Below are 15,944 nucleotides of genomic sequence, written 5' to 3' on the forward strand. Positions count from 1 at the left end.
GACCCGGCCGGCCTGTACGCGGCGGTGCCGACGGATTCGCGGACGCCGTATGACGTGCGGGAGGTGATCGCGCGGGTGGTGGACGGGAGTCGGTTCGCGGAGTTCAAGCGGGAGTACGGGTCGACGTTGGTGACCGGGACGGCGCGGTTGCATGGTCATCCGGTGGGGATCGTGGCGAACAACGGGGTGTTGTTCGGCGAGTCGGCGCTCAAGGGGGCGCATTTCATCGAGTTGTGTGATCAGCGGGGGATTCCGTTGGTGTTCCTGCAGAACATCTCGGGGTTCATGGTGGGGCGGGAGTACGAGGCGGGNGGTATTGCGAAGCACGGGGCGAAGATGGTGACGGCGGTGGCGTGTGCGCGGGTGCCGAAGTTCACGGTGGTGATCGGGGGTAGTTTCGGTGCGGGGAACTACTCGATGTGTGGGCGGGCGTATTCGCCGCGGTTTCTGTGGATGTGGCCGAACGCGCGGATCTCGGTGATGGGTGGGGAGCAGGCCGCGGCGGTGCTCGCCACCGTCCGCCGCGAGCAGTACGCCGCCCGCGGGCAGGACTGGCCGGCCGAGGCGGAGGAGGACTTCCGCGCCCCGATCCGCGAGCGCTACGAAGCGCAGGGCAGCCCGTACTACTCGACCGCCCGGCTGTGGGACGACGGGGTGATCGATCCGCGGGACACCCGCACGGTGCTCGGGCTCGCGCTGTCGGTCGCGGCCAACGCGCCGATGGACCCGCCCGGCTACGGCATCTTCCGGATGTGAGGGCGAGCATGTTCTCGACAGTGCTGGTGGCCAACCGCGGGGAGATCGCCGTCCGGGTGATCCGGACCCTGCGCGCACTCGGCATCGAGTCGGTGGCGGTCTACTCCGACGCCGACGCGGGCGCGCGCCACGTGCGGGAGGCCGACGTCGCCGTGCGGATCGGGCCGGCGCCCGCCCGCGAGTCCTACCTGAACATCGCCGCGGTGGTCGCGGCCGCGGTCGCCACCGGGGCCCAGGCCGTCCATCCCGGCTACGGGTTCCTGTCGGAGAACGCGGCGTTCGCGGCGGCGTGCGCCGAGGCGGGTGTCGTGTTCGTCGGGCCGCCGGTCCGCGCCGTCGAGGTGATGGGTGACAAGATCACCGCCCGGCGCGCGGTCGCCGCGGCGGGGGTGCCCGTGGTGCCCGGCCGGGACGACCCGGCGATGACGGATGCCGACCTGGTCGACGCCGCCGCGCAGATCGGCTACCCGGTCCTGCTCAAGCCGTCCGCGGGCGGCGGGGGCAAGGGCATGCGGGTCGCCACGGACGCCGCCCGGCTGCGGGCGGAGATCGCCGGTGCCCGCCGCGAGGCCGCCGCCGCGTTCGGCGACGACACCCTGTTCGTCGAGCGGTTCGTGGACCGTCCCCGCCACATCGAGGTGCAGGTCCTGGCGGACGCGCACGGCACGACCGTCCACCTCGGCGAGCGGGAGTGCAGCCTGCAGCGGCGCCACCAGAAGGTCGTCGAGGAGGCGCCGTCGGTCCTGCTGTCCCCGCAGACGCGGGAGCGGATCGGGGCGGCGGCCGTCGCCACGGCCGCCTCGGTCGGCTACGTCGGGGCCGGCACGGTCGAGTTCCTCGTCGCCGCGGCGAACCCGGAGGAGTTCTTCTTCCTGGAGATGAACACCCGCCTGCAGGTCGAACATCCGGTCACCGAGCTGGTGACCGGGATCGACCTCGTCGCCGAACAGCTCCGCGTCGCGGCCGGGGAACCGCTCGGCTACACCCAGGCCGACATCCGGCTGACCGGCCACGCGGTGGAGGCCCGGGTGTACGCCGAGGACGCCGCGCGGGGCTTCCTGCCGACCGGCGGGCGGGTCCTGCGGCTGGACGAGCCGTCGGGGCCCGCCGTCCGGGTCGACTCGGGGCTGCGCCTCGGCGCCACCGTCGGGTCCACCTACGACCCGATGCTCGCCAAGATCATCGCTTTCGGGCCGGACCGGGACACCGCGCTGGACCGGCTCGACCGGGCGCTGGCCCGCACCTGCGTGCTCGGCGTGACCACCAACGTCGGCTTCCTGCGGGCCCTGCTCGACCATCCGGACACCCGCGCCGGCCGGCTCGACACCGGCCTGATCGAACGGGACCTCGACGCGCTCGTCGCCGCCGCCCCGGGCGCGGCCGACCTCCCGGCCGTGTACGCGCTGGCCCGCCTGCTGGAGCTGACGCCGGACACGCCCTTCGTCGACCCCTGGGACGTCCCCAGCGGATGGCGGCCCGGCGAGCACTCGTCGCTGCACTGGACGATCACGGCCGCGGGCCTCGCCGAACCGGTCGAGGTCGGCGTGCGCGGCACCCCCGGGGACGCGCTGGTCGCCGTCGACGGCGGCGAGCCGATCCCGGCCGCCGTGGAGTGGGTCGGGGCGGGCGCGGATGGGCCGGGCAGCCGGCTGGCGGCCGGCGGCGAGCTGGTGGTGACGCTGGCCGGCCGTACCCGCCGGTGGCGGGCCGTCGCCGACGGTGCCACGCTCTGGCTGGGCGCCGACGGCGCCGCGTGGCCCGTGTCCGAACACCGCCGCCGCTCGGCCGCGGCCGCCGTCGAGGACGGCGGCGAGGCCCGCAGCCCCATGCCCGGCACCGTCATCGCGGTGCACGCCGCCGCCGGCGACGAGGTGGCCGCCGGCGCGCCGCTGGTCGTCGTGGAGGCGATGAAGATGGAGCACACCGTCGGTGCCCCGGTCGCAGGCCGGGTCAAGGACGTCCTCGTCGGCATCGGCGAGCAGGTCACCCTCGACGCGGTGCTCGCCGTCGTCGACCCGGCTCCGGCCGGAAGCTGAAGCCCAGTCCCGAAGCCGAATTCCCCAGCGGATCCCGCAGCCGAATCCTGAAGGAGGACATCATGCCCGACACCCGGTTGAGCGAGGATCAGGAGTCGCTGCGCAAGCTCGTCGAACAGTTCGCCCGCGAGGTCGTGGCGCCGGCGGCGGCGGCGCACGACGAGGCGAAGACCTTCCCGTACGAGGTCGTCGCGCAGATGGCGGAGATGGGACTGTTCGGCCTGCCGTTCCCGCAGGCCGTCGGCGGGCAGGGGGCGGACTACTTCACCCTGTGCCTGGCGATCGAGGAGCTGGCGCGGGCGGACTCGTCGGTGGCGATCACCCTGGAGGCCGGCGTCGGGCTGGGCGCGATGCCGGTGTACCGGTTCGGTTCCGACGCGCAGAAGGAGCGGTGGCTGCCGCTGCTGACGTCGGGACGGGCGCTGGGCGCGTTCGGGCTCACCGAACCCGGCGCCGGCAGCGACGCGGGCGGCACCCGCACGACCGCCAGCCTCGACGGTGACGAGTGGGTCATCAACGGGTCGAAGGCGTTCATCACCAACTCGGGCACGGACATCACCCGGCTGGTGACGGTGACCGCGGTGACCGGGCAGACCGCCGCCGGGCGCAAGGAGATCTCGGCGATCCTGGTGCCGGTGCCGACCGCGGGTTTCACCGCGCAGCCGGCCTACTCGAAGGTCGGCTGGCACGCCTCCGACACTCATCCGTTGACGTTCGACGACGTGCGGGTGCCGGCGGAGAACCTGCTCGGCGAGCGGGGCCGCGGGTACGCGAACTTCCTGAGCATCCTCGACGAGGGGCGGATCGCCATCTCGGCGCTGTCGGTGGGGCTCGCCCAGGCCTGCGTCGACGAGAGCGTGCGCTACGCCAGACAGCGGGAGGCGTTCGGCGCGCCGATCGGGCGCAACCAGGCCATCGCCTTCAAGATCGCGGAGATGGAGACCCGGACGTACGTCGCGCGGGCGGCCTACTACGACGCGGCCTCCCGGATGCTTGCCGGCCAGCCGTTCAAGAAGCAGGCCGCGATGGCGAAGCTGTTCTCCTCGGAGGCGGCCGTCACCAACGCGCGGGAGGCGACCCAGATCTTCGGCGGCTACGGGTTCATGAACGAGTACCCGGTGGCCCGGCACTGGCGGGACTCCAAGATCCTCGAGATCGGGGAGGGCACCAGCGAGGTGCAGAAGATGCTCATCGCCCGCGACCTCGGCCTGTAGGCCCGCAAGACGCAGTCAGGTTCCCGGGAGACGCAGTCAGGTTCCCGCAAGACGCAGTCAGGTTCCTGGGAGACGCAGTCAGGTTATCGTCAGGTCCGGACTGCGAGCCTCGCGGCATGACTGCTGTGACTGGCCGGGCGGGACCATGGGGCCGGACGACGTTGAACAAGGTCCCACAGGTCACGATCTTCTTCTGGATCATCAAGGTCCTCTGCACCACGATCGGTGAGACCGCGGCGGACTTTCTCAACTCGAATCTCGGCCTGGGCCTGACCGCCACGACCTACGTGATGGGCGCCCTGCTGGTCGTCGCGCTGTTCTTCCAGTTTCGGCTGGAGCGTTACATTCCCTGGGTCTACTGGCTCGCGGTCGTCCTGATCAGCGTGGTCGGCACGCTCATCACCGACAACCTGACCGACAACGCGGGCGTGCCGCTGGCAGTTACCACCGCCGTCTTCGCCGTCGCGCTGGCCGCGACGTTCGCGGCGTGGTTCGCGGTCGAGCGGACGTTGTCGATCCATACCATCTACACCACGCGGCGGGAGGGTTTCTACTGGCTGGCGATCCTGTTCACCTTCGCTCTGGGCACGGCCGCGGGTGACCTGGTCGCGGAGAAGCTGAACCTGGGCTACGGAGTATCCGTGCTCGTGTTCGCCGCGGCCATCGCCGCCGTGGCGGCCGCTCGGTTCGCCCTCGCCGTGAACGCCGTGGTCACCTTCTGGATCGCCTACGTGCTGACCCGGCCGCTCGGAGCCTCCGCCGGTGACCTGCTGTCCCAGCCGCGGGACGAGGGCGGGCTCGGTCTGGGCACGGTCGGGACCACGGTGATCTTCCTGGTCGCGATCGTCGGGCTCGTCGCCTACCTCACGGTCCGGCGCCGGGACGAGATCGCCCCCGAGGGCCTGCCGGGGAGGACGACGCAGGCCTGAGACGCGGGCGGCGGGCGGCGGTCGGGGTGGCGAACGGCGGACGGCGGACGGGTCAGTGCAGCCGGTATCCGATCCCGCGGACGGTGTCGAGCCGGGCGTCGACCGCCGCCCTCCGCAGGGCGCGCCGCAGCCTCGTCACATAGGAGTCCAGGGTGTTCTCCCGCACGATCGCGCCGGCCGGCCAGGCGGAACAGACCAGCGTCTCCCGGCGGACGACCTCCCCGCGGCGCACCAGCAGGGTCGCCAGCAGGCGGTATTCGGTCGGGCTCAGGGGAACGGCCGTCCCGCCGCTGCCCAGGCGGAAACGCAGCGGATCCAGGGCGATCGCGTTGCCGCCCGCATCCGGTCGGCGGCGCCGGACCAGCACGTCCAGCCGGGCGGCGAGCTCGGCGAACGCGAACGGCTTGGTCAGGTAGTCGTCGGCCCCGCGGGCGAAGCAGCGCAGCCGGTCGGGCAGCGCATCGCGTGCCGTCAGCACCAGCACGGGTGCCTCGACGCCGCGGTCGCGCAGAGCACTGACGACGTCCATCCCGTCCATGTCCGGCAGGCCCAGATCCAGCACGAGGGCGTCGGGCCTGGCCGCGATGGCGGCGACCTGGCCGAGGGCGGAGGCACCGTCGCGGACCGCCCAGACGACCTGGAAGTCCGCCGCCTCGAGTCCGCGGACGAGGACGCGCCGCAGCGCCGGATCGTCCTCGACCACCGCTATCGCTCCGGGCACCGCTCCCGCACCTCTCCTTCGACGCGAGCTCGACGGATGGAACCGCCTGCAGAACATCACGCCGGGGGTGTGAAGAGCGTGTGAGGGCGACGACGCAGGCTCGGACCAGGACTGGAGTCCGCTTTTTCCGACCTTCGGGCCATACGTTCTGGCTCCATCGTGGCGGGCTGGAATGGTCTGCCTGGGTAACTACCTTTTCTGCATTCACAGGTTTCACATCCGGTCGCCGTAGCCTGGGCCGGGTGCAAGGAACTCTGCCTTCGTTCCGGTGTCGCGCGAACAGCGCTGGCGCCTGGATTCTGCTCGTAATGGCCTGTTATCTCCTCGGCGAGATCGGGGAAATCGTCGGGGTGCCCGCGCCGCAGCTCGTCGTCCCGTTGCTGGTGGGGGCCGCTCTCGCCCTCGGCGGGATGGTCCGGCGGAATCTCCCGGCCCCGGCCCTCCGCGGATCCCAGGCCGTCCTCGGCGTCCTGATGGGAAGTTATCTGAACATCTCGCAGCTGCGATCGGTCCTGGGCACGGCGCTTCCCCTGACGGTGGTCACGCTGGCGACCATCGCGCTCTGCCTGCTGGCGGCCCTGCTGTTCAGCCGTACCAGCCGAGGCAGCTTCACCGACGCGGCGCTCGGCATGATGCCGGGCGGCTCGGCCGCGATCGTGGCCTGCGCCGAGGAGTTGCGGGCGGACAGCCGGCTGGTGGCCCTGAGCCAGTACCTGCGGGTGGGCCTCGTCGCGCTGACGGCCCCCGCCGTCGTCGCCGTGTCCCACGGGACGGTGGGACGCCCGCACCCGGGATCCTTCCCGGCCTTCGCGCACCTCGTCGACGGCTCCAGCCAACTGCTCGGCCTGGCGTTCCTCGCCGGGGTCTGCCTGCTGGGGGCCCGCGCGGGGCGCCGCCTCGCGCTGCCGGCGCCGGCGCTGCTGGGCCCGATGCTGCTGGGGATGGTGGTGGGTTCGATCGCCGTCGGGCCGGGGTTCGCTCCCGCGGGCCCGCTGCGTGACCTGGTGTTCATCCTTGTCGGGCTTGACGTCGGCCTGCGCTTCAGTCGCGACTCGGTGCGCGAGATCCGCCGGGTGCTGCCGTCGCTGTGCGGCTGCATCGCCCTGGTCTGCCTGGGCTCCGCGGGCCTGGCCTGGGTGCTGGCCAGGATGATCGGCATCCCGTTCCTGGAGTCCTACCTGGCGACGACCCCGGGCGGCATCAACGCGGTGCTTGCCACCGCCACCGTGGCCCACATCAACGTCGGTGTGGTCTCCACCGTCCAGAGCTTCCGTCTCGTCCTCGTGGTGCTGCTGNCCCCGCCGCTGGTCCGCTGGCTCGTCCGCCGGACGACGCCGGTCACCGTGGCCCCCGCGTCAGTCCCCGTCCCCGTCCCCGAACACGGCCCGGGCGGTGGCGATCCGCAGGTCGTCGAGCGCGTCGGCCTGCCTGCGGGCCCGCTCGAGCAGCACGTCGAGTCGGTCCTGGTCGAGCCGGTCGTAGCGGTCGGCGACGGCACTCAGCGTGCGCCAGGCGGCCGCCTTGCCCGCGATCCCGATTCGCAGCGTCTCGAGCTCGACCACCGTGCTCAGCGCGGAGCGGCGCACGACCCGACCGTTGGACTTCAGTCGGCCCGCCGCCTCGGCGATCCAGCCGGCGGCGATCTTGTACTTCCGCTCGGGAACGCCGAGGGCGCGCATGAACTCGAGCAGCGCGTCGCGGTCCTCGGCGATCTCCGAGGCAATCCGTGCCAGCGTGTCGCCGAAGGGTGTTCCGCGGTGGGCCGTCGACGTACGGCGAGCGAGCCGCAGCCCGGCGGTGGCGCCGGCGAGGTGGTCGTTCAGGTAGATGCCGATCGGACTCGGGCCGGCCTGCGTCCCGACCACCCGACCGCCGGTGATGGTCTCGGTTCTGACGTCACTCATGCCACGCCTCCCTCGCTCGGACTCACCGCCACGGCTCGGACTCACCGCCACGGCTCGGTCCTGCGGTAGGTGTCTCCGGTCGGGCCCGGGCTAACCGGCGCGGCAGACTCCCGGAGCCGGGTGGTCAGCGCCAGGCGGCGGTGATGGTGGGGGAGGGCACCACGAAGGCGATGTTGCGCATGGTGTAGCGCACGACATGTTCGGCGTACTCGTACGGGTCGCCCGCGATGCAGTCCGGCGGGACGACGACGGTGTAGCCGAGGTTCATCGCCTCGATCGCGGTCCCCAGGACCGCGATGTTCAACGAGACGCCGGTGACGATCAGGGTGGTGACCTTCGTGTTGCGCAGGTACTGGTCGAGGCCGGTGGCGAAGAAACCGGTGAGGCCCTGCTCCCGGCGGAACACGACATCCTCCGGGCGCGGCGCGATCTGGGGCATCACCGGGCCCTGGCCCCCGGTGGTGCCGGCGGCCGACGACGCCCGCAGGTTCACGAACGTGTTGTGCGCGAAGCCGAAGCCGTCGGGGCGCCGTTCGTCGGTGCAGTAGTAGATCCGCACGCCCACCTTGCGGCCCGCGTCGAACAGCGCGGACAGGTTGTCGAGCAGGCCGGTACGCCGGGCGGACTCGGCGAGGCCGGGCAGTAACGGTCGGTCGCCGAGGAGGTTCTCCTGGCATTCCATGTTCACGATGGCGGTGGTGGCCGGGTTCAGGTGCGGTGTCACGTCGAGAGGCATGGTCCGCACGCTACCCGGCACCGCCCGCCCCGGTCGTGGTTCGTTGCTCGGCGTCGGCGTCGAGCAACGAACCCCGGAACCACGGACCTGCGGAACCACGGACCTGCGGGGCGGACGCGCCTGGCTCAGGCCTTGGCCTGCGCGTCCGACCGGGCGGGGTTGGCCTGGTGCGCGGCCTTCGGATCGGTCTGGTGCTGCTTGGCCCGCACGCCCGCCTCGATCCGGCCGCCGAGCTCCTTGTCGACGTTGCGCCAGTACTCGAAGGCACGCTCGAGGACCGGCTCGCTGACACCGTTGAGCAGGTGGCCGACGATGTTGTCGACCAGTCGCTGGCGGGCGGCGTCGTCGAGGACCTCGCGGACCATGGTGGCGGCCTGGCCCCAGTCGTCGTCATCGGGCCGCAGGGTGTAGGCGGTGCGCACCATCTCGCCGTCGGCGTGCCAGCGGCCGCCGTCGTCGGTCAGCTCCGGCTGGGCCGCCGGGCCGCCGTACGAATTGGGCGCGTACACCGGGTCGCTGACGTTCTGCACCCGCATCGCGCCGTCCTTGGAGTAGCTGTGGACGGGGACCTTCGGCGAGTTCACCGGGATCTGCTTGTAGTTCACCCCGAGCCGGGCACGGTGGGCATCGGCGTAGCTGAACCCGCGGGCCAGCAGCATCTTGTCGGGGGACAGGCCGGTGCCGGCGACGAGGTTGTTGGGCTCGAAGGCGGCCTGCTCGATCTCGGTGTGGTAGTCGCTGACGTTGCGGTTGAGGGTGAGGCGGCCGACCTCGTGCAGCGGGTAGTCGCCGTGCGGCCACACCTTGGTCAGGTCGAACGGGTTGAAGTGGTAGGTCTTCGCGTCCTCGAACGGCATGATCTGCATCTTCAGCGTCCAGCTCGGGAACTCCCCGTCCCGGATGTGCTCGTACAGGTCACGCTGGTGGTAGTCGGTGTCGATCGCCGCCATCTGGTCGGCCTCGTCCTGGGTGAAGAACTCGATGCCCTGGTCGGTCTTGAAGTGGTACTTCACCCAGAACTGCTCGCCGGCCGCGTTGATCCACATGTAGGTGTGGCTGGAGTAGCCGTTCATGTGCCGCCACGTGCGCGGGATACCGCGGTCGCCCATCAGCCAGGTGACCTGGTGGGCGGATTCCGGCGACAGCGTCCAGAAATCCCACTGCATGTCGTGGTCGCGCAGGTTGTTGTCGGCGCGTCGCTTCTGCGACCGGATGAAGTGCTGGAACTTCAGCGGGTCCCGGATGAAGAACACCGGCGTGTTGTTGCCGACGATGTCGAGGTTGCCCGCGCTGGTGTAGAACTTCACCGCGAAGCCGCGGGGGTCGCGCCAGGTGTCGGGGGAGCCCCGCTCGCCGGCCACGGTGGAGAACCGGATGAGCACGTCCGTCTGGGCGCCCGGCTGGAACACCGCCGCCCGGGTGAAGGCGCTGACGTCGCGGGTCACCTCGAAGGTGCCGAACGCGCCGCCGCCCTTGGCGTGCGGCTGGCGCTCCGGGATGCGTTCCCGGTTGAAGTTCGCCATCTGCTCCAGCAGATAGTGGTCTTGCAGTAGCAGTGGGCCGTCCGGCCCGACGGTCAACGAGTGTTCGTCGCTGGCGACGGGCACTCCGGCGTCGGTCGTCGTCGGACGGGTCTCGTAGGTGGTCACAACGTCCTCCTCGCCTTACCGTGCAGGGACACCATCCGATCTGCAGCTACGGCACACGGCCCGGCTACCCGGCCGCGGGCGCGACAAACCAGAACGACCACGCCGTCTCGATGATCGGCCCGCCGTGGCCGTGGGCGGCGGTCCCCTCAGCCGGCCTGGGCTTCGAGCAGGGCCAGGGTGTCGAGGTCGGCGGTCGCGACGGAGAAGCGTCCGATCATCGTGTGGTTGTCCTGCCCCCAGTGGTCCTTGGTACCCATCCAGGCCTGCAACCCGTACATGGCCCACCGCCGGTACTGCTCCCAGATCGCGTCCGCGGTCGGCACGTCACGCGCGCCCGTGGCCAGCAGCGCCTCCCGGTAGCGGACCAGCAGCTCGCGCTCGTGGGCGCGGCGCTCCTCCACGGTGAGCGCGCCGACCATGAAGTAGCTGACGTCGCGCCAGGCGTGCCCCTTGCGGACCATCTGCCAGTCCAGCCAGATGCGGTGGCCGTCCGGGCGCAGGTAGGTGTTGCCGAGGTAGGCGTCGCCGTGCACGATCGTGCGCGGCCCGGTCTGCTCGCGGGCGTACTCGTTGAGCAGGTCGTAGGCGCGCAGGAAGCGCTGCGGGTCGGCGACCATCCAGGCCGGCAGCCGTTCGATGTAGACGTCGCGGCCGAGGTTCTCCTCGACCAGCCACCACATGATGCGGGCCTGGTCGCAGTCACCGCGCGTGTCCATCGAGGTGGGCAGCCAGCTCGCCGCGTCGAGCCGGGGGCTCGCCCAGTAGCTGCCGTGCAGGACGGCCATGTCGTCGAGCGCCCGGCCGACCGCGTCGACGCCGATGTGCTGGTAGCTGTTGCCGAACTCGCCGCCGAGCTCGATGAGGTCCTCGAGGACCGCCAGCCCCTGGCCGCTGCCGTCGGGATCCCAGTCGGCGTAGTAGAACCGCGGCGCCGGGATCCGGGTGCCCTCGACCAGCTCGTGGTAGAAGCGCGCCTCCACCTGGCAGATGTCCATGGGGTTCGCGCGGCCGGTGAAGTTCGCCTTGAGGCACAGGTGCTCGGGCAGGCCCGCCCGCCGGCCGACCTCGTTGTAGGTGACGGCGACCCGCCCCTTCGTGGTGTGCGTGCTGCGCAGCTCCACCGTTCGCAGGTCGGTCACCTCGATGCCCGGGTAGCGGTTGGCCAGCATCGCGCCTAACCAGGGCGCCGTGACCTCGTCCCAGCGCATCGGCATCGGCGCCGGCCGGGCGTACGGGCCGTAGCTGGCCAGCTCCGTGACGTCGGGCCGCCAGGGCTGGGCGGAGGGCAGGCTCGGGCTGTTCGACACGCGGCGACTCCCGTCGTTCACACTCGGCGACGACGCCCGCCCTGTGCGGGCACTGGCGCCGGTGGCAGATTGTGTCAGCCTTGCCCGCGACGCGCCTGTTCACGTGGAACGCTCGGCTCGGCGGGGATCAACCTTTTCTCTGGCACCGGGTGCCACTAGAGTTCTGGGCGTCCGGCCCCGGGAGGCCGGGTCGGTGGGCGCTGGCCCGCCCCGGCCGTGGAGGGCTCTGGCTGCATGGACAGGATCGTCATCGTGGGGGCGGGGCTCGCCGGCGGGCGGGCGGCGGTGGAGCTGCGCGCGCAGGGGTTCACCGGGAGCATCGTGCTGCTGGGCGCGGAGGAGCACCCGCCCTACGACCGGCCGCCGCTGTCCAAGGGCGTGCTGTCGGGCCGGACCGAGGAGACCACCCTGCCGCTCGACCTCGGCGGCGTGGAGGTCCAGCTCGGCCGGCGGGCCACCGGGCTGCGGCCCGGGGTCGTGGAGACGGACGCCGGCCCGGTCGCCTACGACGGGCTGGTGCTCGCTACCGGGGCCGCGCCGGTGACCCTGCCGGGCGACGGGCCGCAGCGGGTGCTGCGCACCATCGACGACGCCCGGGCGCTGCGCGACGCGCTCAAGCCCGGCGTCCGGCTGGTCGTGGTGGGTGCGGGGTGGATCGGCGCGGAGGTCGCGACGATCGCGGCGAAGATCGGCGCCGAGGTGACGGTGATCGAGGCGGCCGCGTCGCCGTTGCAGGTGGCGCTCGGCGGCGAGGTCGGCGGGCAGANGGTCGCCTGGTACGCCGAGGCGGGCGTGGACCTGCGCCTCGGGGTGTCGGTGCGCGAGATCGGCCCCCAGGAGCTGGTGCTCGGCGACGGTGCGGTGCTGCCGGCCGACGAGGTCGTCGTCGGGGTGGGCGTGCGTCCGGACACCGCGTGGCTCGCCGAGTCCGGTCTCGTCCTCGACCGTGGGGTCGTCGCCGACGAGCATCTCGCCGCCTCCTGGGACGCGGGGTCGGATGGTCCGCCCGTGGTAGTGGTCGGGGACTGCGCGGCGTGGTGGTCGCGGCGCTACGACCGGCGGCTGCGGGTGGAGCACTGGGACTGCGCGCAGGGCAGCCCCGCGGTCGCCGCCACCACGCTGCTCGGGGGCGAGGCGGTCTACGACCCGGTGCCCTACTTCTGGTCGGAGCAGTTCGGCCGGATGGTGCAGGTCGTCGGGCTGGCGGGGGCGGGGGACACGCTGGTGTGGCGGGGGGATCCCGGCGCCGTCGCGGCGCCGGAGGCCAAGCGGGCGCCCGGCTGGTCCGTCGGCTGGTTCGCCCCCGACGGCCGCCTGTCCGCGATCGCGACCGTCAACCGCCCGATGGACGCCGTCGCCGCCCGCCGGCTGATCGCCGCCGACGCGGTCGTGGACGCCGCGCGGTTCACCGACCTCGCCGTCGCCCTCAAGGACCTCGCCGTCACCGCCTGACCATTTCGTCGGGATAATGCGCAGAGCGACTGTTTGTTCAGGGATACGGCGGACGAGAGGCACGGGGCTGGCGTGGGTGAGGTGCAGGATCGTGACGATTCCGGGCAGTGGTGGAACAGCGTGGTCGAGATCGACCGGGCGCCGATCGATCTGAAGACCGATCAGCCGCACTCGGCCCGCATCTACGACTACTTCCTGGGCGGGAAGGACAACTTCCCGGCGGACCGCGCCGCCGCCGAGCAGGCGCTGATCGGTTTCCCGACGGCCCGGACCGGTGCCCGGGAGAACCGGGCCTTCCTGCGGCGGGTGACCCGCTTCCTCGCGGCGCAGCGAGGGATCACGCAGTTCCTCGACATCGGCACCGGCATCCCCACGTCCCCGAACCTGCACGAGATCGCCCAGGGCATCGCCGCCGACGCGCGGATCGTGTATGCCGACAACGATCCGATCGTGCTCGCGCACGCCCGCGCCCTGCTCGCCAGCACGCCGCAGGGCCGGACCGCCTACATCGACGCGGACCTGCGGGAGCCGGAGGCGATTCTCGCCTCCACCGAGCTGCGGGACACCCTCGACCTGACCCGCCCGGTGGGGCTGTCGCTGATCGCGGTCTTCCACTTCATCCCCGACGAGGCCGACCCGTACGGGATCGCCGCCCGGCTGCTCGACGCGCTGCCCGCCGGCAGCTACCTCGCCCTGTCGCACGCCACCGCCGACTTCGACCCCGGCGCCGAGGAGCTGGCCGCGACCTACCGGGCGCGCGGCGTGTCGATGACCATGCGCGCCCGGCCGGCGGTGGAGCGGTTCTTCGCCGGGCTGGAGCTCGTCGAGCCGGGCGTGGTGGCCGCCCAGCGCTGGCGCCCGGATGACCCGACCCTCGGAGGAGTGGCCGACGCCGAGGTCAGCGGCTACGGCGGTCTGGCTCGCAAGCCCTGAGGCCGGCGCGCCACTGCCAGGGCCGGCCCCCTCCGCGTCCGAGGGTGTGATCAGCCGACGAGAACCGACGGGCCGCCGGACGGTATGCCGCCGCCGGCGGCGTTCCAGGTGTTCATGGCGATTTCGTAATGGTGGCCGGGCGTCAGGTCGTCGACGTGGGCCGAGGTGCCTCGCACGCCGAAGGTCATGACGTACGCGCCGGCGGTGTCGTCGTCGAACACGAGCAGGCCGTAGCGATCGATCGTGTCGGTGTAGGGACCCGTCGGAGCGGTCCACGTGACATCGACGCCGGTCGGGGTGCCGTGGGTGGCGATGTCGCTCGGTGGTGGCGCGGTCTGTGGGTGGGCGGTCGCGGAGACGGTCGCCGACCAGTCGGAGGTGCGGGCATCGCCGTTCCAGGTGCGGACCTGGTACTCCCACTGCTGGCCGTCGGTCGTCCAGGTGGTGTCGTACCGGTTCGCCGCGAGTTGCACCTCGTTCCAGTCCGCGGCGCCGCCGGCGCGTACCCGGATGGTGTACCCGAGGGCGCCGAACACGGGATCCCAGGTGGCGGTGACACCGAGGGGACTCGACTCGGCCGTGACGTTCGAGGGGACGGGGGTGGGGCGGGTCGGCACCTGGGCGGGGACGGCGGGCACGCTGGCGCCGAGGCCGTAGCTGTCGTGCAGGGTTTCCTCGAAGGCGTGGGCGAGCTGGTATTCGCCGAGGGCGTTGGGGTGCAGCCCGTCGTAGCCGGCCGGGCAGCTGTCCGTGCCGCACTGGTAGGTGGTGCTCCAGTCGACCAGCTCGACCCGCGAGGCGGCGGTGGACCAGGTGGGGACCGCGTCTGCGAGCAGGCCGTCGTACCTGGTGGTGTTGGTGACCAGGTCCGGGCGGCCGATGTCGCTGCGCTGGGGGACGTCGGCAAGTGCGAAGTCGATACCCGGCTTGGCGGCGCGGGCCTCGTCGACCAGCGTCTTCATGCTGTCGAGGGTGCCGTCGGCGTCGCTGGCGAACCAGCCCATGTCGTTGAAACCGAGCGCGACCAGTACCAGATCGGGCTGATAGGTCGCCACTTCCTGGCGGATGAGAGTCTTGTCCTGGGCGATCTGGCGGCCCCAGGCGGCGAAATGGTCGCTGTCGAATGTCCCGACCCCTGCAGCGTACTGGCCGGATGCCCCCGAGGCATCCCCGCCGGAGGAACCTTCCGGGGAATCCGGGGGCGGTGGATTCTGGGCGGTGCCCGCCGAGTCGGATCCCAGCAGCGGAGGTGGGGTGGGCGGTGAAGGCGCCTGCGGTGGCTTGGTGCCGGAGTAGGGACCGACGAAGTCGACCGTGACGTCGTTGGCCGCGAACCACTGCCACAACCGGTAACGCCAGGTGTAGTCGCCCTCGGCACCCTGGGACAGCGAGTCGCCCACCACCATGACCTTCACGGAGTCCGCCGGCCAGTCGGTGGGTCTGGTGATGGCGTTGAAGGCGTCCTCGAAGGCGGCGCCGACGAGATCGGCGAATCTCTGGAGGTTGTTTTTGATCGAATCCAGGGCGTTGAGCGCGGTCTGGCCGGCCCAGCTCTTCATCGTGGTTGCCATGTTCCCCACCCAGGTGGAGAACTTCTCGTACAGCGGGCGCATCTGTTCCTTGGCGAATTTGTTGAGCCCCTTCTCCCACGCGGTCGCGCCGAGCGCCACCGCCGTGGCGGCGGCCAGCGCCTTCGCCCACTCACCCGGGTCCGTCTGCTTGCCGTCGACGAAGATGACGAATGCCTGATAGATCATCGTGCCGGTGAAGCCGCCCAGGGCCGCGCAGACCGGGCCGGCCAGCGCCGCGCCCACGCTGAAGAAGGCGTAGCAGGAAATGCGGACCGCGAGGGCGCTGAGGATGCCGACGGCCTGCGCGATCATCCGTAGCCACCAGGTGATCTGAGTGCTGACCTCGTTCTTCGGTATGGTCAGACGGAGACCGGTGTCGGTGACGGTCACGCTGCCGTCGAAGTCCACCCACGGGTCGGGTATCTCGTTGAGCGGTACCCCGAGGCGATACGCGTCGAAGTCCGTCCTGATGGCGTCGCTCAGGCGTGCGCTCTGCCCGTCGATCTGGTTCACCCATTGCTGAAGGAGACTCGTGTCGTAGTCTCCGTCCATGTCCAGGTCGATCTGCAGCGAACTGTCGTCCTCGCTGACCTGGGGGGCCGCGATTGCGGCGTCGGCTCGTGGCTGCATCGGCGGTCCCGGCACCACGCGGTCCGGAATCCTGCCGGCCACCAGCAGAAGCACGCACAGGGCGGCTAATCCCGGTACCGAGAAACAGGTTCTCCTGATCATGGCA

Annotated in this window: 13 protein-coding genes and 2 pseudogenes; 9 read left to right on the forward strand and 6 right to left on the reverse strand. The window is 71.5% G+C overall.

All coding sequences use genetic code 11. The features are described 5' to 3' along the window. From FF36_RS39090 to FF36_RS26320, 5 genes and pseudogenes are all read left to right on the forward strand, one after another. The coding region (locus FF36_RS39090) for a carboxyl transferase domain-containing protein (protein ID WP_277912991.1) at positions 1-311 on the forward strand (311 nt) is incomplete at both ends. Between the two features lies 1 nt (position 312). Beyond that, positions 313-756, forward strand: a pseudogene (locus FF36_RS39095) (carboxyl transferase domain-containing protein); the annotation flags it as partial. Positions 757-764: 8 nt separating this feature from the next. Further along, positions 765-2,792 (forward strand): acetyl/propionyl/methylcrotonyl-CoA carboxylase subunit alpha, encoded by a 2,028-nt coding sequence (locus FF36_RS26310; protein WP_044887898.1) that lies wholly within the window; start codon positions 765-767, stop codon positions 2,790-2,792. A gap of 62 nt (positions 2,793-2,854) precedes the next feature. After that, positions 2,855-4,006, forward strand: a complete 1,152-nt coding sequence (locus tag FF36_RS26315; RefSeq protein ID WP_044887880.1) for an acyl-CoA dehydrogenase family protein — start codon at positions 2,855-2,857, stop codon at positions 4,004-4,006. 116 nt (positions 4,007-4,122) lie between these two features. Continuing rightward, positions 4,123-4,935, forward strand: coding sequence for a COG4705 family protein (locus tag FF36_RS26320; protein ID WP_044887881.1), 813 nt, complete (start codon positions 4,123-4,125; stop codon positions 4,933-4,935). A 52-nt stretch (positions 4,936-4,987) separates the two neighbouring features. Here the strand turns inward: FF36_RS26320 and FF36_RS26325 are convergent, their stop codons facing one another. Beyond that, on the reverse strand, positions 4,988-5,656 hold the full coding sequence (locus FF36_RS26325) for a response regulator transcription factor (RefSeq protein WP_044887882.1): 669 nt from the start codon (positions 5,654-5,656) through the stop codon (positions 4,988-4,990). 242 nt (positions 5,657-5,898) lie between these two features. Here FF36_RS26325 and FF36_RS33375 point away from each other — a divergent pair. Then, on the forward strand, positions 5,899-6,951 hold a 1,053-nt coding region (locus FF36_RS33375), incomplete at its 3' end, for an AbrB family transcriptional regulator (RefSeq protein WP_277912992.1). Between the two features lie 60 nt (positions 6,952-7,011). Here FF36_RS33375 and FF36_RS36490 read toward each other — a convergent pair. The 4 genes from FF36_RS36490 to FF36_RS26345 all read right to left on the reverse strand — a co-directional run bounded on the left by FF36_RS36490 (position 7,012) and on the right by FF36_RS26345 (position 11,252). Then, on the reverse strand, positions 7,012-7,560 hold the full coding sequence (locus FF36_RS36490) for a hypothetical protein (protein ID WP_082122248.1): 549 nt from the start codon (positions 7,558-7,560) through the stop codon (positions 7,012-7,014). A 124-nt stretch (positions 7,561-7,684) separates the two neighbouring features. Further along, positions 7,685-8,296: a cysteine hydrolase family protein gene (locus tag FF36_RS26335; RefSeq protein ID WP_044887900.1), complete on the reverse strand. Its 612-nt coding sequence runs from the start codon at positions 8,294-8,296 to the stop codon at positions 7,685-7,687. A gap of 125 nt (positions 8,297-8,421) precedes the next feature. Next, positions 8,422-9,945 carry a catalase gene (locus FF36_RS26340; RefSeq protein ID WP_044887883.1) on the reverse strand — a complete coding sequence of 508 codons (1,524 nt, stop codon included), beginning with the start codon at positions 9,943-9,945 and terminating at the stop codon, positions 8,422-8,424. 146 nt (positions 9,946-10,091) lie between these two features. Further along, complete coding sequence (locus tag FF36_RS26345; protein WP_242418731.1) at positions 10,092-11,252, reverse strand: phosphotransferase family protein; 1,161 nt, start codon at positions 11,250-11,252, stop codon at positions 10,092-10,094. A gap of 234 nt (positions 11,253-11,486) precedes the next feature. On the opposite strand from FF36_RS26345, the gene FF36_RS39100 reads away from it, so the two are divergent. The 3 genes and pseudogenes from FF36_RS39100 to FF36_RS26355 form a co-directional block, all read left to right on the forward strand. Continuing rightward, positions 11,487-12,018: FAD-dependent oxidoreductase (locus FF36_RS39100; protein ID WP_242422878.1), on the forward strand; the 532-nt coding region annotated here is incomplete at its 3' end. 1 nt (position 12,019) lies between these two features. Then, positions 12,020-12,704 (forward strand): annotated as a pseudogene (locus FF36_RS39105) (oxidoreductase C-terminal domain-containing protein); the annotation flags it as partial. Positions 12,705-12,776: 72 nt separating this feature from the next. After that, entirely contained in the window at positions 12,777-13,637 is an 861-nt protein-coding gene (locus FF36_RS26355) for an SAM-dependent methyltransferase (protein ID WP_370657145.1), read from the forward strand. Positions 13,638-13,687: 50 nt separating this feature from the next. Here the strand turns inward: FF36_RS26355 and FF36_RS26360 are convergent, their stop codons facing one another. Continuing rightward, a complete protein-coding gene (locus FF36_RS26360) occupies positions 13,688-15,838 on the reverse strand; it encodes a GDSL-type esterase/lipase family protein (protein WP_199865506.1) in 2,151 nt (716 codons plus the stop codon). Positions 15,839-15,944 lie beyond the last annotated feature (106 nt).

This window comes from Frankia torreyi, assembly GCF_000948395.1.
In the GTDB taxonomy this organism is placed as follows: Bacteria; Actinomycetota; Actinomycetes; order Frankiales; family Frankiaceae; genus Frankia; species Frankia torreyi.